Source organism: Micromonospora sp. CA-240977, assembly GCF_050942285.1.
In the GTDB taxonomy this organism is placed as follows: Bacteria; Actinomycetota; Actinomycetes; order Mycobacteriales; family Micromonosporaceae; genus Micromonospora.
Window position 1 is genome coordinate 6,369,096 of record NZ_CP192055.1, and the last position, 19,903, is coordinate 6,388,998.

At 70.7% G+C, this 19,903-nt stretch carries 20 protein-coding genes; 2 read left to right on the plus strand and 18 right to left on the minus strand.

What is annotated here, in order from left to right:
- Nucleotides 1–129: 129 nt before the first annotated feature.
- From ACQPWW_RS28850 to glyA, 13 genes are all read right to left on the minus strand, one after another.
- A complete protein-coding gene (locus tag ACQPWW_RS28850) occupies nucleotides 130–585 on the minus strand; it encodes a DUF2550 domain-containing protein (RefSeq protein WP_357246350.1) in 456 nt (151 codons plus the stop codon).
- A 12-nt stretch (nucleotides 586–597) separates the two neighbouring features.
- The gene (locus ACQPWW_RS28855; RefSeq protein WP_433126869.1) at nucleotides 598–879 is read right to left on the minus strand and encodes a F0F1 ATP synthase subunit epsilon; all 282 of its coding nucleotides are present in this window, start codon (nucleotides 877–879) and stop codon (nucleotides 598–600) included.
- A gap of 88 nt (nucleotides 880–967) precedes the next feature.
- Nucleotides 968–2,113 carry an LCP family protein gene (locus ACQPWW_RS28860; RefSeq protein WP_433134639.1) on the minus strand — a complete coding sequence of 382 codons (1,146 nt, stop codon included), beginning with the start codon at nucleotides 2,111–2,113 and terminating at the stop codon, nucleotides 968–970.
- Between the two features lie 223 nt (nucleotides 2,114–2,336).
- Nucleotides 2,337–3,773, minus strand: coding sequence for a F0F1 ATP synthase subunit beta (gene atpD, locus ACQPWW_RS28865; protein ID WP_433126871.1), 1,437 nt, complete (start codon nucleotides 3,771–3,773; stop codon nucleotides 2,337–2,339).
- Nucleotides 3,773–4,702, minus strand: a complete 930-nt coding sequence (locus tag ACQPWW_RS28870; RefSeq protein ID WP_433126872.1) for a F0F1 ATP synthase subunit gamma — start codon at nucleotides 4,700–4,702, stop codon at nucleotides 3,773–3,775. The genes atpD and ACQPWW_RS28870 overlap by 1 nt, the downstream gene beginning before the upstream one ends.
- Nucleotides 4,703–4,706: 4 nt before the next feature.
- The gene (gene atpA, locus ACQPWW_RS28875; protein ID WP_433126874.1) at nucleotides 4,707–6,359 is read right to left on the minus strand and encodes a F0F1 ATP synthase subunit alpha; all 1,653 of its coding nucleotides are present in this window, start codon (nucleotides 6,357–6,359) and stop codon (nucleotides 4,707–4,709) included.
- Between the two features lie 140 nt (nucleotides 6,360–6,499).
- On the minus strand, nucleotides 6,500–7,321 hold the full coding sequence (locus ACQPWW_RS28880) for a F0F1 ATP synthase subunit delta (RefSeq protein WP_433126876.1): 822 nt from the start codon (nucleotides 7,319–7,321) through the stop codon (nucleotides 6,500–6,502).
- The gene (locus ACQPWW_RS28885; RefSeq protein WP_433126877.1) at nucleotides 7,321–7,860 is read right to left on the minus strand and encodes a F0F1 ATP synthase subunit B; all 540 of its coding nucleotides are present in this window, start codon (nucleotides 7,858–7,860) and stop codon (nucleotides 7,321–7,323) included. Before ACQPWW_RS28885 ends, ACQPWW_RS28880 begins: the two co-directional genes overlap by 1 nt.
- Before the next feature lie 29 nt (nucleotides 7,861–7,889).
- Nucleotides 7,890–8,117, minus strand: coding sequence for an ATP synthase F0 subunit C (locus ACQPWW_RS28890; RefSeq protein ID WP_074314047.1), 228 nt, complete (start codon nucleotides 8,115–8,117; stop codon nucleotides 7,890–7,892).
- A gap of 63 nt (nucleotides 8,118–8,180) precedes the next feature.
- Nucleotides 8,181–8,978: a F0F1 ATP synthase subunit A gene (gene atpB, locus ACQPWW_RS28895; protein ID WP_433126880.1), complete on the minus strand. Its 798-nt coding sequence runs from the start codon at nucleotides 8,976–8,978 to the stop codon at nucleotides 8,181–8,183.
- A gap of 11 nt (nucleotides 8,979–8,989) precedes the next feature.
- The gene (locus tag ACQPWW_RS28900; protein ID WP_124773539.1) at nucleotides 8,990–9,226 is read right to left on the minus strand and encodes an AtpZ/AtpI family protein; all 237 of its coding nucleotides are present in this window, start codon (nucleotides 9,224–9,226) and stop codon (nucleotides 8,990–8,992) included.
- Nucleotides 9,227–9,419: 193 nt separating this feature from the next.
- A complete protein-coding gene (locus tag ACQPWW_RS28905; protein ID WP_433126882.1) occupies nucleotides 9,420–9,845 on the minus strand; it encodes a hypothetical protein in 426 nt (141 codons plus the stop codon).
- Entirely contained in the window at nucleotides 9,838–11,127 is a 1,290-nt protein-coding gene (gene glyA / locus ACQPWW_RS28910) for a serine hydroxymethyltransferase (RefSeq protein ID WP_433126883.1), read from the minus strand. The genes ACQPWW_RS28905 and glyA overlap by 8 nt, the downstream gene beginning before the upstream one ends.
- A gap of 35 nt (nucleotides 11,128–11,162) precedes the next feature.
- Here glyA and ACQPWW_RS28915 point away from each other — a divergent pair, with 35 nt between their 5' ends.
- The gene (locus ACQPWW_RS28915) at nucleotides 11,163–12,626 is read left to right on the plus strand and encodes an SDR family oxidoreductase (RefSeq protein WP_433126885.1); all 1,464 of its coding nucleotides are present in this window, start codon (nucleotides 11,163–11,165) and stop codon (nucleotides 12,624–12,626) included.
- A 12-nt stretch (nucleotides 12,627–12,638) separates the two neighbouring features.
- Here ACQPWW_RS28915 and ACQPWW_RS28920 read toward each other — a convergent pair whose 3' ends face one another.
- The 4 genes from ACQPWW_RS28920 to prmC all read right to left on the minus strand — a co-directional run bounded on the left by ACQPWW_RS28920 (nucleotide 12,639) and on the right by prmC (nucleotide 17,066).
- The gene (locus ACQPWW_RS28920) at nucleotides 12,639–14,753 is read right to left on the minus strand and encodes a transglycosylase domain-containing protein (protein WP_433126887.1); all 2,115 of its coding nucleotides are present in this window, start codon (nucleotides 14,751–14,753) and stop codon (nucleotides 12,639–12,641) included.
- A 106-nt stretch (nucleotides 14,754–14,859) separates the two neighbouring features.
- Entirely contained in the window at nucleotides 14,860–15,471 is a 612-nt protein-coding gene (locus ACQPWW_RS28925; protein WP_433126888.1) for a phosphotyrosine protein phosphatase, read from the minus strand.
- Nucleotides 15,472–16,119, minus strand: coding sequence for an L-threonylcarbamoyladenylate synthase (locus tag ACQPWW_RS28930; RefSeq protein ID WP_433134641.1), 648 nt, complete (start codon nucleotides 16,117–16,119; stop codon nucleotides 15,472–15,474).
- Nucleotides 16,119–17,066: a peptide chain release factor N(5)-glutamine methyltransferase gene (gene prmC, locus ACQPWW_RS28935; RefSeq protein ID WP_433126890.1), complete on the minus strand. Its 948-nt coding sequence runs from the start codon at nucleotides 17,064–17,066 to the stop codon at nucleotides 16,119–16,121. The genes ACQPWW_RS28930 and prmC overlap by 1 nt, the downstream gene beginning before the upstream one ends.
- A 73-nt stretch (nucleotides 17,067–17,139) precedes the next feature.
- Between prmC and ACQPWW_RS28940 the strand changes: the two genes are divergently transcribed.
- The gene (locus tag ACQPWW_RS28940; RefSeq protein WP_433126892.1) at nucleotides 17,140–18,687 is read left to right on the plus strand and encodes a diguanylate cyclase domain-containing protein; all 1,548 of its coding nucleotides are present in this window, start codon (nucleotides 17,140–17,142) and stop codon (nucleotides 18,685–18,687) included.
- A gap of 51 nt (nucleotides 18,688–18,738) precedes the next feature.
- Here ACQPWW_RS28940 and prfA read toward each other — a convergent pair whose 3' ends face one another.
- Nucleotides 18,739–19,827 (minus strand): peptide chain release factor 1, encoded by a 1,089-nt coding sequence (gene prfA / locus ACQPWW_RS28945; RefSeq protein ID WP_433126894.1) that lies wholly within the window; start codon nucleotides 19,825–19,827, stop codon nucleotides 18,739–18,741.
- Between the last annotated feature and the right edge of the window lie 76 nt (nucleotides 19,828–19,903).

Here is a 19,903-nt window from a genome sequence, read left to right on the forward strand (position 1 = left end):
AAACCCCGCGTTGGCGTGACGCAGAGTGCCCACGGCGGGTTTCCGGGGCGGCCCGTCCGGCACAGGGATCAAGCCTGACCGCCCGGAGACGGGCGGGCTGCCCCGGAAACCCCAAGGGCAACGGACAACTCAGGCAGCCGGCCAGTCCTGGGAGGCCATACGCGGCGAGACCGCCCCCGGAGGGGCGGCCTCGAGCCAGGAGAGGAAACCGGTAACTGTCGACCGCGCCATGGCGATCTCCACCGGTGCGTGGTGACTGGTACAGCGGAGGATCACCCAGTCGGCCGGCATGGAGAGCCGTTCCTGGCCCTCCGGCAGCCGACGGCGTTCGACCGCCAGCCCCTTGCGGGAGAGCACCCGCTTGGGTCGGATCGCGAAGCTGAACATCCGGTACCACCGAAGCTCGTCACCGGCGAACCGGCCGAAGCCGGGCGACCAGCCCCGGCCGTCGAGCATCGTGGTGACTCGGACGCTGAGCCGGATGATGCCACCGCTGCGGGTGACCAGGGCTCGCCGGACGAAGAGGGTGAGAAGCGCGCCGAGGATGACGACAACGCCGATCCCGATTCCTTCGACGATGTCCATCCCCGGTGTGGCTCAGCGGCTCTGCGCGGAGACCGGGGTTGCGCTCTCGGCCAGCACGATGACGCCGTCGGCGCTCACCGAGAGGAAGCCGCCGGCCACCTCGTAGGAGACCTGCTCACCGCTGGCGAGCTTGATGCGGACCTGACCGGGCTCCGCGAGCTGGCCGAGCAGCGGCGCGTGCCCCGGCAGGACACCGAGCTCGCCTTCGGTCGTCCGGGCGACGACCATCTCGGCGTCACCGGACCAGACCTTCTCCTCGACGGCGACGAGCTCGACGTGAAGCTGCTTTGCCACGCTGTCTCCTTGCTGCGGCGACGGATTGCCGAAAGTCTAGCCTGACGCGTGCGCGCTCCCAACGCGGGTGGGAGAACCCGCGGCACTACTACTTGGTCTTGTTGACGAAGTCCGGATGCTCCAGCAGGAAGGCGTCGAGCTGCTCGTTGTGCAGGGCGGTGAAGAAGTCCGGGACATCCGCCTGGAACTGCTCACCGAGGTAGACACCCCTGCTGTTCTTGAGCTCACCGCCGGCGAGCTTGATCATCTGGATGGTGTTGGGGCGGATGTCCTTCAGGGCGAGCCCGAAGTTGACAACGCTGTTGCCCCGACCGTTGAAGATCAGCGACTGGCCGGCGGCGCGGAGCACCTTGTCCAACTTGATCGGGTTGGACACCACGTCGGCGCTGAACGCCTGGCCGACCATGGCCTTGACGAACTGCTGCTGGTGACGCTGCCGGCCGTAGTCGGAGTCCGGAACACCGTTCTTCGGGTAGCGCTGCCGGACGTAGTCCAGCGCCTGCCACCCGCTGAGGTGTTGGTTGCCCTTCTTGTAGACCGCCTGCGGGCCGACGTAACCCTCGCCGTACGTCTTGCCCGGGCGCGGCTTACCGTCCGGCTGCTTGTGCTCGGACCTGACCTCCCGCTCGACGTACATGTCGACGCCGCCCATCGCGTCGACGATCTTCTGGAAGCCGGTGAAGTTGATGATGGCGCCGGCATCGAACCGCTTGATGCCTGTCACGTTCTGCACTGTGGTGGCAAGCAGTTCGAAGCCCCGTGCGGCGTCGGGGTTGGCCCCCGGCACCTTGCTGCCGAACGACATGGCAGCGTTGATCTTCGTGGTCTCGCCGGGGAAGTTGGCCTTCTTGAACGGCGGGATGGGCACGTAGAGGTCGCGCGGCAGGGAGAAGAGGTAGGCCCGGTCCATCGACGCCGGCACGTGCAACACCATGATCGAGTCGGCAAGCGGCGCGGCGGTGGGCGTACGCGGGTCGATGCCGACGAGCAGGATGTTGAGCGGGCCCTTGATGTCGCTCTTCTTCGCCTGGGCGCCCGCCGCCTGGTCACCGAACAGGTCCGCCTTGCCGACCGCGCCCTCGTAGCGGGCCATCAGGGCCTCCGTGCCGACAAGCACCGCTCCGCTGAGCACGACCAGCACGGTGCCGAACACAGTGCAGATCCTGGCCCAGCGCGGCACGCCGCGCCAGACTGATGACTTGCGGCCACGCTTGCCGGCCTTACCCACGAGCAGCTCCGTTCGTTACGCCCACGTGGAGGAAGACGGGCGCACCTCGTCGAAAGGTTGCAAAGATCAACGCTCGTTCGGGTGAGCGTGCGGATAGAACGTATCTCGGATTGTTCGAAACGGACGACCCCGAGTAACGGACCGCGACGATGGTAAGACGCGAAGATGAACAAAAGACTGCCCCGGCATTGCCGGGGCAGTCTTTTTGTTGCCTGTCGAATCGGGCCGGTCAGGCCTTCATCAGCTCCTCAGCCTTGCGCTCCAGGTCCTCGAGACCGCCGCACATGAAGAACGCCTGCTCGGGGAAGTGATCGTACTCACCCTCGCTGATCTTGCGGAACGCCTCGATGGTCTCCTTGATCGGGACCGTCGAGCCCGGCACGCCGGTGAACTGCTCCGCCGCGTAGGTGTTCTGCGAGAGGAAGCGCTCGATCCGCCGCGCGCGCTGCACGGTGATCTTGTCTTCCTCGGAGAGCTCCTCGATGCCGAGGATGGCGATGATGTCCTGCAGGTCGCGGTAGCGCTGCAGGATCCGCTTCACCTCGGTGGCGACCTGGAAGTGCTCCTGGCCGACGAACTCCGGGGCGAGGATCCGGGACGAGGACGCCAGCGGGTCCACGGCCGGGTAGATGCCCTTGTCGGAGATCGACCGCTCCAGGTTGGTGGTCGCGTCCAGGTGGGCGAACGTGGTCGCCGGGGCGGGGTCGGTGTAGTCGTCCGCCGGCACGTAGATCGCCTGCATGGAGGTGATGGCCTGGCCCCGGACGGAGGTGATCCGCTCCTGGAGCTCGCCCATCTCGTCGGCCAGGGTCGGCTGGTAACCCACGGCGCTCGGCATGCGGCCGAGCAGCGTGGACACCTCGGAACCGGCCTGGGTGAAGCGGAAGATGTTGTCGATGAAGAGCAGCACCTCCTGCTTCTTCACGTCCCGGAAGTACTCCGCCATGGTCAGCGCGGAGAGCGCCACCCGCAGCCGGGTGCCCGGCGGCTCGTCCATCTGGCCGTAGACCAGCGCGGTCTTGTCGATGACGCCGGACTCGGTCATCTCGGCGATGAGGTCGTTGCCCTCACGGGTGCGCTCACCCACGCCGGCGAAGACCGAGGTACCACCGAAGTTGCGGGCCACCCGGGTGATCATCTCCTGGATGAGCACCGTCTTGCCCACGCCCGCGCCGCCGAACAGGCCGATCTTGCCGCCCTTGACGTACGGGGCGAGCAGGTCGATGACCTTGATGCCGGTCTCCAGCATCTCGGTCTTCGGCTCGAGGTCGGCGAAGGCCGGCGCCTTGCGGTGGATGCCCCACCGGTCGTCCGCCTGGAACGTCTCGCCCTCTTTGAGGTTGAGCACCTCGCCGATCGCGTTGAACACGTGGCCCTTGACCGCGTCGCCCACCGGCACACTGATCGGCTCGCCGAGGTCACGCACCTCCGCGCCGCGAACCAGGCCGTCCGTCGGCTGCATCGAGATGGCACGGACCAGGTTGTCACCCAGGTGCTGGGCGACCTCCAGGGTCAGCGTCTTCTCACCGCCGGACAGGTTCACGTTGACGTTGAGGGCGTTGAACAGGGCCGGCATGGCGTCGCGCGGGAACTCGGCGTCGACGACCGGGCCGATGACCCGGACCACGCGACCCGTGGCCGTCTTGGTCTCTACTGGTGCAGTCATCACACTTCACTTCCCGACGCGGCCAGCGCGTTGGCGCCGCCGACGATCTCGCTGATCTCCTGGGTGATCCCGGCCTGGCGAGCCGAGTTCATCTCGCGCGTGTACTTCTCGATCATGTCTTCGGCGTTGTCGGTGGCGCTCTTCATCGCCCGCCGACGTGCCGCCGACTCACTCGCCGCCGACTCGATCAACGCCGCGTAGATCCGCGTGTTGATGTACCTCGGCAGGAGCGCGTCGAGCAGCGCCTCCGCCTCCGGCTCGAACTCGTACGCCGGCAGCAACCCCTCGGAGCGCGGCCGGTCCTCCACCTGCATGGGACCAATGATCTTGGTCACCGGGTTCTGCGTCATCAGCGAGTGGAACTCGGTGTAGACGATGTGCAACTCGTCGACGCCGAGCACCCCGTCCGCTCCGGCGCTGCCGTCGACGTCGTCCGCACCGGCGGTGAACGCCTTGATCAGCGTCTCACCGACGGTACGGGCGTCCTCGAACGACGGCTGCTCGCTGAAGCCGGTCCAGTTCGCCTCGATCGGCCGGTCGCGGAACCGGTAGAACCCGACGCCCTTACGTCCGATGACGTAGAGCACCGGCTCCTTGCCGTCCGCCCGGAGCCGGGCGATCAACGACTCGGCCATCCTGATCGCGTTGGAGCTGTAACCGCCGGCCAGGCCACGGTCGCTGGTGACCAACAGGACGCCCGCCCGCCGCACCCGCTCGCGCGGGGTGAGCAGCGGGTGGTCGATCCGCGCGTTGGACGCCAGCGCCGTGAGCACACCGGTGATGGCCTGGGCGTACGGCAGGGACGCCTGCACCCGGGCCTGAGCCTTGGCGATCCGGCTCGTCGCCACGAGCTCCATCGCCTTGGTGATCTTCTTCATCGACTTCGCCGAGCGGATCCGTTGACGAAGAACGCGTACCTGGGCCGCCACGGGATCAGCTCTCGGCCGGGCGGTCGGTCGCGCTGTCGCGGAAGCGGGTCACCGTCTCGCGGTTCTCGTCGCCCTCAAGCGGTGCGGCCGGCGCGTCGTTGACCTTGCGGTCGTCGTCCTTGTTGAGGAAGACCTGCTTGAACTCGGTGATCGCCGCGTCCAGCGAACCGACGATGTCGTCGCCCCACTGGTTGTCGGCGATACCGGCCAGCACACCCTCGTGCTTGTGCCGCAGGTACTGGAGGAACTCGGACTCGAAGCGCCGGATGTCACCCACCGGGATGTCGTCCAGCTTGCCCTCGGTGCCGGCCCAGACCGAGACGACCTCTTCCTGCACCGGGTACGGCGAGTAGTTCGGCTGCTTGAGCAGCTCGACGAGGCGGACACCGCGGTCGAGCTGGGCCCGGGAGGCCCGGTCCAGGTCGGAGGCGAAGGCGGCGAACGCCTCCAGCTCGCGGTACTGGGCCAGGTTGAGCCGCAGCGAACCCGCGACCTTGCGCATCGGCTTCACCTGGGCGGCGCCGCCGACCCGGGAGACCGAGGTGCCGACGTTGATCGCCGGACGAACGCCCTGGTTGAACAGGTCGGTCTCCAGGAAGATCTGGCCGTCGGTGATCGAGATGACGTTGGTCGGGATGAAGGCCGAGATGTCGTTGGCCTTCGTCTCGATGATCGGCAGACCGGTCATCGAGCCGCCACCCAGCTCGTCGGAGAGCTTCGCGCAACGCTCCAGCAGGCGGGAGTGCAGGTAGAAGACGTCACCCGGGTACGCCTCACGGCCCGGCGGGCGACGCAGCAGCAGCGACACGGCCCGGTACGCCTCGGCCTGCTTGCTCAGGTCGTCGAAGACGATCAGGACGTGCTTGCCGCCGTACATCCAGTGCTGCCCGATGGACGAGCCGGTGTACGGGGCCAGGTACTTGAAGCCGGCCGGGTCGGACGCCGGGGAGGCCACGATGGTCGTGTACTCCATCGCGCCGGCCTCTTCCAGCTGCCCCTTGATCGAGGCGATGGTGGAGGCCTTCTGGCCGATGGCGACGTAGATGCAGCGGACCTGCTTCTTCGGGTCGCCGGTGCGCCAGTTGTCCCGCTGGTTGAGGATCGCGTCCAGGGCGACGGTGGTCTTACCGGTCTTGCGGTCACCGATGATCAGCTGCCGCTGGCCCCGACCGATCGGGGTCATCGCGTCGATGGCCTTGATACCGGTCTGCAGCGGCTCGAACACCGACTGACGGGACATCACGTTCGGAGCCTGCAGCTCCAGCTCGCGGAAGCCCTCGTTGGCGATGTCGCCGAGCCCGTCGATCGGCTGGCCGAGCGCGTCGACCACGCGGCCGAGGAAGGCGTCGCCGACCGGAACGGAGAGAACCCGCTCGGTGCGCTTGACGCGCTGCCCCTCCTCCAGCTTGGCGGAGTCACCGAGGACGACGACACCGATCTCCCGGACGTCGAGGTTCAACGCCACGCCGAGCGTGCCGTCCTCGAACTCCAGGAGCTCGTTGGTCATGGTCGAGGGCAGGCCCTCGACGTGGGCGATGCCGTCGCCGGTGTCGGCGACGGTGCCGACCTCCTCGCGGGAGACGTCGGACGAGTAGGAGGAGACGTAGCGCTCCAGGGCGCCGCGGATCTCCTCCGTCGAGATGGTCAGCTCGGCCATCCTCTGCTTCCTTAAAATTCAGGGGCCCGGGATACCTAGTACCAACCGGTCCGAATGGCGTCTGTCAATCCAGGCGTTGGCGGCGGAACCACCCCGACACTGGGCGGCGGAGCCGCTCAGCCGCGGGGCGGCGAAGCCGTTCAGCGCTTCGCGAGCGCGTTGCGGGTCTCGTTGAGGCGGCGCAGGATGGTGCCGTCGTACAGGTCGGAACCGACCCGGACGCTCACGCCACCCAGGACGTGCGGGTCGACCGTCTGCTTGACGGAGACCTCTCGACCGTATATCCCCGCGAGGCTCGCACCGAGCCGGCGCTCTTCCTCGTCACTCAACGGGGCCGCGACGGTGACGTACGCCACCTGCCGGTCCCGCCGTTCGGCGGCGAGTTCCACGAGCCGGGTGAGCGACCCGCTGAAGGAGCGCCCCCCGAAGCCGGACAACGCCACCTCGATGAGGCGAACGGTAGCCAGGCGGGTCTTGCCGGCCAGCAACTGACCGACCAGGACCCCGCGCTGGTCCACCGGTGCCGCGGGGTTCGACAGCACCGCCGAGAGCGCGGGCTCGCCGGCGACGATCTGCCCGAAGCGGAACAGCTCGTCCTCGACCTCGGCGAGATCACCGGCGGCCTCCGTGCTGGCGAGCACCGCCTCCACACCGAGCCGCTCGACGCCGTCGAGCAACTCCGACGGCACCGACCAACGGCCGGACACCAGCGAGGCGAGCAGCTCGATCGCACCATCGCCGACCTTGCCGCGCAGCATCCCGCTGAGCAGTTCGGCGCGGTCCGCGCCGGACCGGGCCGGGTCGGAGAGCGCCCGGCGCAGCCGAGTCTCCCGTCGCAACAGCCCGGCCACGGCGAGCAGGTCGTTCGCGGTGTGAGCCACGGCGACCGCGTCGGTGCCGCGGACGTACGCGTCGAGGCCCTCGGCCGCGACCTTGTACGACTCCCGGCTGGCGGCCTGCATCAGCGGGCCCCCGTGCTCTCGAGGCCGCTCAGGAACCGGTCGACGGTGCCCTTACGCCGGGCCTCGTCGGCAAGCGACTCGCCAACGATCTTGCTGGCCAGGTCCACCGCGATGGTGCCGACCTCGGCACGCAGCTCGCGCACGATGGTGGCCCGCTCGGCGGCGAGTGCGTCCTTGCCGGCCTGGATGACCCGGTCGGACTCTTCCCGCGCCTTGGCGAGGATGTCCTGCCGAATCCCCTCGGCGTCGGCCCGCGCGTCGTCACGGATCTTCGCGGCGTCGGTCCGGGCCTCGGCGAGCTGGGCACGGTACTGCTCGAGGAGCTGGTTGGCCTCGGCCTGGGCGGCCTCGGCGCGCTTGATGCCGCCCTCGATCGCGTCGACCCGGGCCTGGAACGTCTGCTCCATGCGCGGGAAGACGAACTTCATCAGCACGAAGCAGAGCACGGCGAAGGCGATCGTGCCGACCACGATCTCCTGCCCGATCGGGAGGATCGGGTTGTGGCTGGACTCACCACCCTCAGCGGCGAGGAAGAACATGGATGACCTCCCGGTCTGAAGGGCGGGGATCAGCCGGCCCAGATGAAGCCGAAGGCGATGCCGAACAGCGCCAGCGCCTCGATGACGGCGAAGCCGATCCAGACGTACGGCAGGGTCATCCGGGACGACTCGGGCTGCCGGGCGGTCGACTGGATGTAGGCGGCGAAGACCAGGCCAACGCCGATGCCCGGGCCGATGGCCGCGAGGCCGTAGCCGATGGCGGCGGTGCTGCCCTCTACCGCGGCGACGTAATCCATTAGTGGTTCCTCCTGGTTATCACGCGTGACTCTCACGCGGGACGACAACGGTTGGTGCGTGGATCAGTGCTCTTCGGCGATCGCGCCCTGGATGTAGCTGGCGCTCAGCACCGTGAAGACGTAGGCCTGCAGGACGATGACCAGTGCCTCGAGCAGGGTCAGCGCCACGGTCATCACCCAGGAGACCACCGAGACCGGTGCCAGCCAGGCGTTGGCGTTGAGCATCGCGAAGCCGCCGAGCGTGAAGACCAGCAGGAGCATGTGGCCGGCGAACATGTTCGCGAAGAGACGGACGGCCAGCGAGAACGGCCGGATGATGAAGGTCGAGAACGCCTCAATCGGGATCAGCAGCGGCAGGATGTACCAGGGTGCCGGCGGGATCAGGGCGTGCTTGAAGTATTTGCCGAAGCCGTGGTGCCGGATGCCGATGTAGTTGAACAGCACGTAGCTGATCACCGCGAGGATCGCCGGGAAGGCGATGTGCGAGTTCGGTGAGATCTGGAACAACGGGATGATCGCGAACGCGTTCGTCACCAGCACGAAGCAGAACAGCGTGGTGAAGTACGGAGCGAATCGCACACCCTGGTGACCGATCATGTCGACCGAGATGTTGTTGCGCACGAAGCCGTAGATCGACTCGGCGAACCACTGCTTCTTGGTCGGCACCAACTTCGGGTTCCGGTAGGTGGCCAGGAAGAAGATGATCAGCACACCGACCGCGATCCAGATCATCAAGGTGAACTTGGTGATCCAGTACGAGTCGTGTGCACCCCAGGGCAGGATGCTGGGCAGGTAGAAGTCCTCCACACTGGGTGGGAATTCCGCCTGGCCCGCTGCCAGGACGTTCGCCTGTCCGAACACCGCGTCCCTTCCTAAGTAGGCGTGCCGAGTCGGCGGATGACCAGGATGACTCCCCCGGCCATGCCGAGCACGAAGCCGATCCCGGTGGCGACGCCACCGGTGTCGAGCCACTGGTCGACCAGCCAGCCGATGAAACCCCACACGAGCATGCCTCCGATGAGGTAGCTGAGCGCGGTCCAACCCTGACCGGCACCGGACGGATAGTCGTCCGGTTCACCGGCGGGACGGGGGGTTTGGTCATCAGCCATGACGGGGCGAACGATATCAGCCGGGAAGACGAGGCTGTGCCTCACCCCCCGCACAACCATCGTTGTGTGGGCATCTCGTGGGCGCCGTCGTCTGTGGGCACGCTACTCCCCTTCCGCCCGTCGGAAAATGACCGGAGGCCGACACATTGCGGCGCGTCCGCTGGTTGGGACGGCAGGCCGGCCGATCGCCAGGTCAGTCCCGTGGCTGGCGGGCGTACACCCTGGTCAGCCACCAGAGGTGCACCGCTGTCCACACTGCCACCCCGGCGACGATGCCGAGGCAAAGAGGGATCAACCCCGGCCACCCGGTCGACGCCACCGCCACCAGCACGACACCCAACAGGGTGAACTTCAGCACGTACAGGCCCAGACCGAGCGGCAACAGCATCTGCGGGTTGACCTGGTCGGCCCGCGCCAACACCACTGTGGTGAGGGTGTAGCTGAGCACCGTGACGCCGACTCCGACCGCGGCGCCGAACGCGGCCGTCGCGCCGCCGGTCACCGCGCCCACCACCGCGGCGACCGCGGCCAACGCCGCCGACGCGCCGAGCAGCACCGGCAGGTGCCGCAACCGCCACCGCCGGTCGACGCCGGGCTCGACCACCCCGGGCTCAGCCACGGGGGTACGCCGGGAACGCCGCGACCAGCTCGGCCACCTCGGCACCGAGCCGGGTCAGCTCGTCGGCGCCACCCGGCGCCCCGGGATCGGTGCGCACCGCCCGCGCGATCAGGGTGGCCACCTGCCGCAGCTCCCCCTCCCGCATGCCCTGGGTGGTGACGCTCGGGGTGCCCACCCGCAGACCGGAGGCCACCATCGGGGGCTGCGGGTCGTACGGGATGGCGTTCTTGTTCAGGGTGATCGACGCGGCGTCGCAGCGCCGCTCGGCCTCCGCGCCGGTCACCCCCACGTCCCGCAGGTCGATCAGGGCGAGGTGGGTGTCGGTGCCACCGGACACCTGGCGCATCCCCTCGTCGGCCAGCCCGGCCGCGAGCGCCTGGGCGTTGCTGACCACCTGCCGGGCGTACGTCTGGAACTCCGGCTGGGCGGCCTCGCGCAGGGCGACCGCCTTGGCCGCCACCGCGTGCATCAGCGGACCACCCTGGGTGAACGGGAAGACCGCCTTGTCGATCCGCTGCGCCAGCGACTCGCGGCAGAGGATCATGCCGCCGCGCGGGCCGCGCAGCACCTTGTGGGTGGTGGCGCAGACGACGTCCGCGTACGGCACCGGGGACGGGATCGCGCGGCCGGCGACCAGGCCGATGAAGTGCGCGGCGTCCACCATCAGGTACGCACCGACCTCGTCGGCGATCTCCCGGAACCGGGCGAAGTCGATCAGACGGGGGTACGCGGTGGCGCCACAGATGATCAGCTTGGGCCGGTGCGTCCGCGCCAGATCCCGTACCTCGTCGTAGTCGATCAGCTCGGTGTCCGGCCGGACCGGGTAACCGACCGGGTGGAACCACTTGCCGGAGAAGTTCACCCGGCTGCCGTGGGTGAGGTGCCCACCGTGCGGCAGGTCCATCGCCAGCACCGTGTCCCCCGGCTGCACCAGCGCCGCGTACGCGGCCAGGTTGGCGCTCGCCCCGGAGTGTGGCTGGAGGTTGGCGTGCTCGGCCCCGAAGAGCTCCTTGGCCCGGGCGATGCCGATCTCCTCGGCGCGGTCCACCTCGGCGCAGCCGCCGTAGTAGCGCCGACCCGGGTAGCCCTCGGCGTACTTGTTGGTAAGCGTCGAACCGAGCGCGGCCAGCACCGCCGGCGAGGTCAGGTTTTCGCTGGCGATGAGCTGCAGGCCACCCCGCAACCGGTCCAGCTCACCGAGGACCACCCCGGCGATCTCCGGGTCGGTCGCCCGGAGCTGCGCGAAATCCGGCCCCCAGAAGGTGCTCGTCTCGGTCTCCACAGCGAACGAGTCTAGGGGGCCGCAGACTGGACCTCGTGAGATGCCTCGTCACGGGAGCCACCGGATACATCGGCGGGCGGCTGACGCCGCTGCTGCTCGCCGAGGGTCACGCAGTGCGTTGCCTGGCCCGCAAGGCGGTCCGGCTGCGCGATGTGCCCTGGGCCTCGGCGGCCGAGATCGTCGAGGGGGACCTGAGCCGGCCGGACACGTTGCCGGCCGTCTTCGCCGACGTGGACGTCGCCTACTTCCTGGTGCACTCCCTCGGCCGGCCCGACTTCGAGACCGCCGACCGGGCGGCGGCGACGAACTTCGCGGCGGCGGCCCGCGCTGCCGGCGTACGCCGGATCGTCTACCTGGGCGGGCCGGAGCCGGCGTCCGACGCCGAGGTCCCCTCCCCGCACCTGCGGTCCCGGGCCGAGGTGGGCCGGATCCTGCTGGGCAGTGGAGTGCCAACGGCGGTGCTCCGGGCCGCGGTGATCATCGGGTCCGGCTCGGCGTCGTTCGAGATGCTGCGTTACCTGACCGAGCGGCTGCCCGCCATGGTCACCCCGCGCTGGGTCGGCAACCGGATCCAACCCATCGCGGTCCGCGACGTGCTGCGCTACCTGGCCGGCTGCGTCGCGCTGCCGCCGGAGGTCAACCGGGGCTTCGACATCGGCGGGCCGGACGTGTTGACCTTCCGCGAGATGATGCAGCGCTACGCCCGGGTGGCCGGGCTACGCCGGCGGCTCATCGTGCCGGTCCGTCCGCTCACCCCGTCGCTCTCCTCGCACTGGGTCGGCCTGATCACCCCGGTGCCGAACGCGATCGCCCGCCCCCTGGTGGAGAGCCTGATCCACGAGGCGGTCGCGCACGAACACGACATCGCCCGCTACCTGCCCGACCCTCCCGACGGGCTGACCGGCTTCGACGACGCGGTGGCGCTCGCCCTCGCCAAGGTCCGCGACGCCCAGGTGGAGACCCGCTGGTCGACAGCGAGCGGCCCGGACGCGCCCGCCGAGCCGCTGCCCAGCGACCCGGAGTGGTCCGGCGGCAGCGTCTACACCGACGTCCGCGAGCGGGCGGTGGACGCCCCACCGGCGGCGCTCTGGCGGGTCATCGAGGGAGTCGGCGGCGAACACGGCTGGTACTCGTTCCCGCTCGCCTGGTCGGTCCGCGGCTGGCTGGACCGCCTGGTCGGCGGGGTTGGGCTCCGTCGGGGCCGGCGCGACCCGCACCGCCTCCAGGTCGGTGAGGCGCTGGACTTCTGGCGGGTCGAGGAGATCGTCCCGGGCGAGCTGCTGCGGCTGCGCGCCGAGATGCGGCTGCCCGGCCGGGCCTGGCTGGAGATGCGGGTGCTGCCCAGCGACGGCGGCCGCAGCCGCTACCAGCAACGCGCTGTCTTCCTGCCCCGCGGGCTGAGCGGGCACGCCTACTGGGGGTCTGTCGCACCCTTCCACGCGCTTGTCTTCGGCGGCATGGCCCGCAACATCGCCCGCAACGCCGAACAGGCCCCCTGATCCGCCCCGGCCTCAGTTGCCGCTGCGGACTCCGGTGACCTGGAAGGCGGTCCGTTCGCTCGGCGGGACGAAGTCGCGTACCGGTTGACCGCGCAGGGCGGTGGCGAGCACCTCGCCGACCGCGTCCACCATCCGGGCCTGCACGGCCTGACCGACCGCGTCCCGGGGATCGTCCGGGTTCGCCGCCATCGAGGCGACCGTCAGCTGCGGCGTGAACGCGACGACCGTCTCCGTCTCGTACCGTTCCGAGCTGCCGGTCTTGCCCGCCACCGGTCGGCCGAGCCGCGCGCGCAGGCCGGGTGCGGTGGCGCCGTCGCAGCGCCCGTACATCGACTGGTCGCCGACCGGGCAGCGCGCCGCGTCGGTGGCCGCCCGCGCGACGTCGACGTCGAGCACCTGTCGGCAGTCCGGCTTGGCCGCGTCGACCGGCCGGCCGCCCGCATCGGTGATCGACACCACCGGCAGCGGAGCGCACCAGGTCCCCTCGGCGGCCACCGTGGCGTACGCGGTGGCCAGGTCCAGCGGGGTGGTCGCGGCGACGCCCAACGTGAACGGACCCCAGTCCTTCGCGCCGTACCGGGCCAGTCGGGCGTCGGCGTCGGCCCGCAGCACGATGCCGAGTCGCTCCGCCATCTCCACCACCCGGTCCGCGCCGACCTTCTCGGTCAGCCAGGCGAAGTACGTGTTCACCGACCGGCCGAACGCGCTCCACATGGTCCGGGGGCCATCCATCGAGGACGGGCTGGCGTTCGACGGGCACCAGCGGCCGTCACAGCTCGCCTCCCCGGTCACCGGGAAGCGGGTGAGCAACCGGGTGGGGGCCACGAAGTCGGTCGACAGCGGCAGGCCCGCCTCCAGCGCGGCCAGCATCGTGAAGAGCTTGAACGTCGAGCCGCCCTGGTACCCCTCGATCGCGCCACCGCCACCGACCAACTGGTTGACAGTGTTCGGGCGGTTCTTCTGCCCGACCGGGTTGTCCTGCACGCTGTAGGCGCGGTTCACCGACATCGCCAGCACCCGCCCGGTGCCCGGTTGCACCACAGCGGTCGGCACCGCCTCTGCAGCCGACGGCTGATAGATCTTCAGCACCTGCTCGGTGGTGGCCCGCTGCACCCCCGGGTCGAGTGACGACACGATCGAGAACCCACCCCGGCGCAGCGCGCGCTGCCGCTCGTCGGCGCTCGCCCCGAACGCGGATTGGCTGCTCCACCAGCGGGTGAACCAGTCGCAGAAGAACCCCCAGTCGTTGTGCGTCTCGGGCACCCCGGTGCAGTCGTTGGGGGTCTCGCTCGGCCGTAGCTGTAGTGGCTCGGCCCGCGCCGCCGCCGCCGCGTCCGCCGGCACCTGCCCCGACTCCACAAGCCGCTCCAACACGTACGACCGACGCTCCAGCGCGCTGTCGGCGTCGCCGTTTATCGGGTCGTCGCTGTCCGGCGACCGGACCAGACCGGCCAGCAGCGCCGCCTGGGCCAGCGTCAACTCGGCCGGCGACCGGGAGAAGTAGCGCTTGCTGGCCGCCGCGATGCCGTACGCCCCGGCGCCGAAGTAGGCGATGTTGAGGTAGCGGGTGAGGATCTGCTCCTTGTCGAGCTCCCGTTCCAGCGCGAGCGCGTACCGCATCTCCTGGAGCTTGCGGGCGGTGGTGACCTCGGTGGCGGCCACCCGCTGCGCCTCGGTCAGCCGGGGGTCGCTGCTGAGCACGTTGCGGACGTACTGCATGGTCAGCGTGGAGGCGCCCTGCCGGGTCCGCCCGTCCCGCTTGTTGACGGTGAACGCGCGCACCACGCCCCGCAGGTCCACCCCGCTGTGCTGGTAGAACCGGACGTCCTCGGCGGCCACTATCGCCTGGCGCATCACCGGGGCCACCTCGCGCAGCGGCACGTCCACCCGGTCCTCCTGGTAGAAGGAGGTGATCAGGGTGGTGCCGTCGTTGGCGTAGAGGTTGGAGCGCTGCGCGGTGGGCGGCGTGCGGAGCGTGTTCGGCAGCTCCGAGTACGGCGTGGACAGGGCGCTGAAGCCGATCCCGAACACCAGCGCCACCGGCAGGGCGGCCGCGGCCAGCACCAACCCGGCCAGCACTCCGGCGATCACCACGGTCAGCAGTTTGTCGAGATGGGCCCGGATCATCAGCTCTCCCCGCAGGAGCCGGTCACGCTAGGACCCGTTCAGAATGACCCGGAACGCCGCTTTCGCCCCGGGTTTTCCCCAAACCCGGAGGAAACTCGCACCGCGCTCAGGGCAGCAGCGCGCCGGCCAGCGGGTGGACCGTCTCCTCGATCTCGTCGGCGACCCGGCTGAAGCACTGGTCACCACGACCCCACGGGTCGTCCAGATCGTCGGTCGCCAGCGCCGAGGCGCCCAACCGGGCGTCGTGGGCCGCTGCCACCAGGGCCACCCCCCGGGCGTACACGGCCTCCGGGGTCGCGTCACCCGGCGGCAACGCGGCGGTATCCACCGCGGCCAGCAGCCGACCGAACTCGCCGAGCACGAACGTGCGGGCCGCCGCGTCCGGCCGCAACGCCACCACGTACTCCTGCTGGTCGGCGGTGGCGGTCAGGACCAGGTCGGCGGCGTCGATGTGGTCCGACCGCAGCTTGCGCGCGGCGAACCCCTCGACGTCCCCGCCACGGCCGGTGACCTGCCGGGCCGCCGGCGGGTTCATCTCCTCGCCCGCGTGCCAACCACCCGTGCCGGCGCTGTGGCTGTGCACCAGCTCCTCGGCCCGGGCCGGGTCCTGCGCGCGCCGGGTCAACCGCTCCCGCACCGCGAGAGCGAGCAGCCGCTCCGCCATCGGAGATCGGCAGATGTTGCCCATGCAGACGTGCAGGACCGTGAACGGGGGCACTCAGACCCCCCGACTGTCGACGAGGTCCGGGACGACGTCGCGCAGCTTCTCCAGCGGGATCGCCCCGGCCCGCAGCAGTTGCGGCACCTCACCGGTCAGATCCACGATCGTGCTGGGCACCGGGTCCGGGCACGGCCCGGCCTCCAGGTAGGCCCGCACCGAGTAGCTGAGCTGGTCCCGTGCCTCCTCGGCGGTCACCGCGGCGGGCTGGCCGGTCTTGTTTGCCGACGAGACCGCCATCGGGCCGGTCTCCCGCAGCACCTCCAGCGCCACCGGGTGCAGCGGCATCCGCACCGCCACCGTGCCCGTCTTGTCGCCCAGGTCCCACTGGAGGCTCGGCGAGTGCTCGACCACGATCGTCAGCGCACCCGGCCAGAACGCCTCCACCAGGTCCCGGGCGGCAGTGGGCAGCGAGAAGACCAACCCGTCCAGGGTGTGCCGCGAGCCGATCAGCACCGGCGGCGGCATCTGCCGACCCCGGCCCTTGGCATCGAGCAGGGCCTTGACCGCGTACGGGGTGAACGCGTCCGCGCCGATCCCGTAGACGGTGTCGGTGGGGAGGACGACAAGCTCGCCGTTCTTGACCGCCTCGATCGCCGCAGCGATGCCGCGGTCCCGATCGGCGGGCGACCGGCAGTCGTAGAGCATCACGAGGAGTCAGTCTGCCACGCCGCCCCGATCGGGGCGTGCTGGCCGTCCGCCCGTCGGGACGCGGTGGCGTAACGGGGACGTCCGGTGAGGTCCAGATGCGCCGTGACAGCGGTGAAGGCACCGTCGTCGGCCAGCAGCCCGGGGACCGCCGCGCCGTGGGTGTCGTCGTGCTCGACCCCGAGAACGCCGCCCGCGCGCAGCAGCGCCGCCGCCCGGCTGACGACGGGACGGATCACCGCCAGACCGTCCGCGCCGCCGAAGACCGCCTCCGCCGGATCGTGCCCGGCCACCTCCGGGGGGACCACCACGTCGTCCGGCACGTACGGCGGGTTGCAGAGCAGCACGTCCACGGAGCCCACCAGGGCCGCCAGCAGGTTCGGTGCTGTCACGTCGGCCTCGACCACCTCGATCGGCCGGTCCCCCGCCCGGGCCCGCTCCGCCGCGTTGCGCCGCAACCAGGCCAGCGCCTCCGGGGACCGCTCCACCGCGATCACCCGGGCCCCGGGCAGCTCCTGGGCGACCGCCAGCGCGATAGCGCCCGAGCCGCTGCACAGGTCGACCACCACCGGGTCGGTCCGGCCCCGGGCCTGCTCGACGCCCCAGCCGGCCAGCAACTCGGTCTCCGGCCGAGGCACGAAGACACCCGGGCCGACCGACAGTTCGAGGTGTCGGAACCCGGCCCGGCCGGTCAGGTGCTGCAACGGCTCCCGCGCGGCCCGCCGACGCGTCAGGCCGTCGAGCCGCGCCACCTGCTCGCCGCTGAGGTCGTCGGCGAGCGCCAGCCGACCGCGGGGCACCCCCAGCACGTACGCGGCCAGCAACTCGGCCTCCACCCGGGCCGAGCCGACCCCGGCGGAGGCGAGCGCGCGGGCCGCCCGAGCCACCGCGGCGGACGGGCGGATGGGGCCTGTCCCTTCGGGGGGGTGTTGCGGCAGAGTGGTCACGCGATAATCATGATGCGTCGCGGGCGGCGCGACCAACGGGTGCGCGACGGCGCGCACGACAGGAGGTTGGCGGGTGGGCTGGCTCGACCGGGTCGATGACCAGGTTGATGCCCTCACGCGCGCCCGGGCGTTGCAGGAGGCCAGTCGCTCCGCGGAGTCGTACGTCCTGCTGGAACGTGTGATCCGCACCACCACCGACCCGGCGGCGCGGGCGGACGCGATGGTGCAGCGCCTCTCCGCGCTGATCAATCTCGGTCGGACGGCGGAGTTCACCCGGGCCATCGAGGAGGCGTCGGCGGCCGTCCGCGATCTCGCCGAGCCGTACCTGCACGGGCACCTCAACGCGCTGGCCGCCCTCGCCGCCCACCACCAGGGCGCACTGGACCGCTGCGTCACGCACCTCGTCCGGGCCGCCCGCGCGCTGGGCGCCGTCGAGGACCCGGACCGGGACACCGCCTGGGGCTGGCACGACCTCGCCATGGCGTACAGCTACCTCAGCTTCCACGGGTACGCCCTGGGGGCCATCGAACGGGCCCGGCAACTCGGGCTCACCGCCGGGATCCCCGAGGAGACGTTCGCCGCGCCCGGCATCCGGCTGCGCAACGCCGTGGCACTGGACCACAACGGCGACAGTGACGGCTGCCTGCGGGTGCTCCGGGACGTGGCCGCCGACCTGGCCCGTTTCGTACGCTCCGGGCGGGCCGGCCGGCTGCGCCCGAGCAGCCTCGCCGCGTACGGCTACGCGGCGGCCCGCCAAGCCGCGCTCGGCGACCAGGTGGAGACCGACGCGAAGGCCGATCCGGCTCGCCTGATCACCCACGGCGGGGACAGCTCCCGTGCCCGCGACATGCGTCAGCTCGGGCAGGTGTGCCTCGCCGTCGCCGACGGGCGGCCGATCGAGGCGGTCACCCGGCTGGACACCATCCACGTGTCGAACGAGACACTCGGGGCGGCCGAGCCGGCCCGGCTGCGCAGCATCGCGCTGGCCCGTGCCGGCGACCACGCGGCGGCACACCGGGCCGACCGACTGGCGTTCCGGCTCGCCGCCCAACGCAACGATCGGCTGCGCGACGTCTACATCGACGGCATCGCCGCCCGGATCGACCACGAGGAGATGCGCCGCGAAGCGGCACGGTTCGAGGGCGAGGCGTTGACCGACCCGCTCACCGGGCTGCCCAACCGGCGCCGGCTGGAGCGCTACATCACCGCCGTGGTCACCCGGGGCGACCGGGTGGTGATCGGTGTCTGCGACCTGGACGGCTTCAAGGCGGTGAACACCCACCACGGGCACCACTCCGGTGACCTGGTGCTCCAACGCATCGCCGGGGTGATCAACCGGGTGATGCGCCGGGGTGACTTCGTGGCCCGCTACGGCGGTGACGAGTTCGTGGTGGTGCTGCCGGACACCGGCATGTCCGAGGCCACCGAGGTGGCCCGCCGGATCGAGGCCGCCGTCCGGCTCGAGGACTGGGAGTCGCTGGTGCCGGGGACCCCGGTCGGGGTGAGCATCGGCTTCGCGGAGGTCTCCGGTGGCGGTGGCCTGCGGGACGCGCTCAGCCTCGCCTTCGAGCAGGCCGACCGGGAGATGCTCCGCGCCAAGTCCCGACCCCGCGCGAGCTGATCGTCCGCGCGCCGGTGGCGGCACGTCCCAGCGGACGGGGGCCCGACGCCGTCAGCGGCGGGTGAGCTCGGTGTCGCCGGCGAGCCGCGCGGCGCGGTCGGCCTCGGCGAGGGCGTCCAGCACCCCGTCCAGCTCGCCGGCGAGCGCCAGGTCCAGGTTGTACGCCGTGTAGCCGATCCGGTGGTCGCTGATCCGGTTCTGCGGGAAGTTGTAGGTGCGGATCCGCTCCGAGCGGTCCACCGTGCGCACCTGCGCCTTCCGGGCGTCCGAGGCGGCGGCGTCGGCCTGCTCCTGCGCGGCGGCGAGCAGCCGGGCCCGCAGGATCCGCATGGCCTGCTCCCGGTTCTGCAACTGGGACTTCTCGTTCTGGCAGGAGACGACGATGCCGGTCGGCAGGTGCGTGATCCGTACCGCCGAGTCGGTGGTGTTCACCGACTGACCACCTGGGCCGGACGAACGGAACACGTCGATGCGCAGATCGTTGGCGTCGATCGTGACGTCGACGTCCTCGGCCTCCGGCAGCACCAGCACCCCCGCGGCGCTGGTGTGGATGCGGCCCTGCGACTCGGTGACCGGGACCCGCTGCACCCGGTGCACGCCGCCCTCCCACTTGAGCCGCGACCAGACGCCGTTGCCGCCCTCCGGCACACCCTTGGTCTTGATCGCCAGCGAGACGTCCTTGACCCCGCCCAGGTCGGAATCCTGTGCGTCGATCACCTCGGTGATCCAGCCGTGCCGCTCGGCGTAGCGGGTGTACATCCGCAGCAGGTCAGCGGCGAAGAGCGCCGACTCCTCGCCACCCTCACCGGCCTTGATCTCGACGATCACGTCCTTGGCGTCGTGCGGGTCGCGCGGGATGAGCAGCTCGGCGAGGCGCTCCTCCAGCACCGGCACCGACCCGGCGATGGCGTCCGCCTCGCCCGCGAAGGACGGGTCCTCGGCAGCCAACTCACGAGCCGCAGCCAGATCGGCGCGGGCCTGCTCCAGCTCGGCGGCGGCCTTGTGCAGCGGCACCAGCTCCGCGTAGCGGCGACCCACCCTGCGCGCGGTGGCCTGGTCGGCGTGGATGGCCGGATCGGCCAACCGCTTCTCCAGCTGCGCGTACTCGTCGAGGAGGGCGGCCAGACGCTCGCTGCTCATGCTGCGGATGCTCCTTCGACGGTGCGACGCCGGCCGGGCCGGGCCGAGGGCCGACCGCCGGGCGGTAACAGGGCAC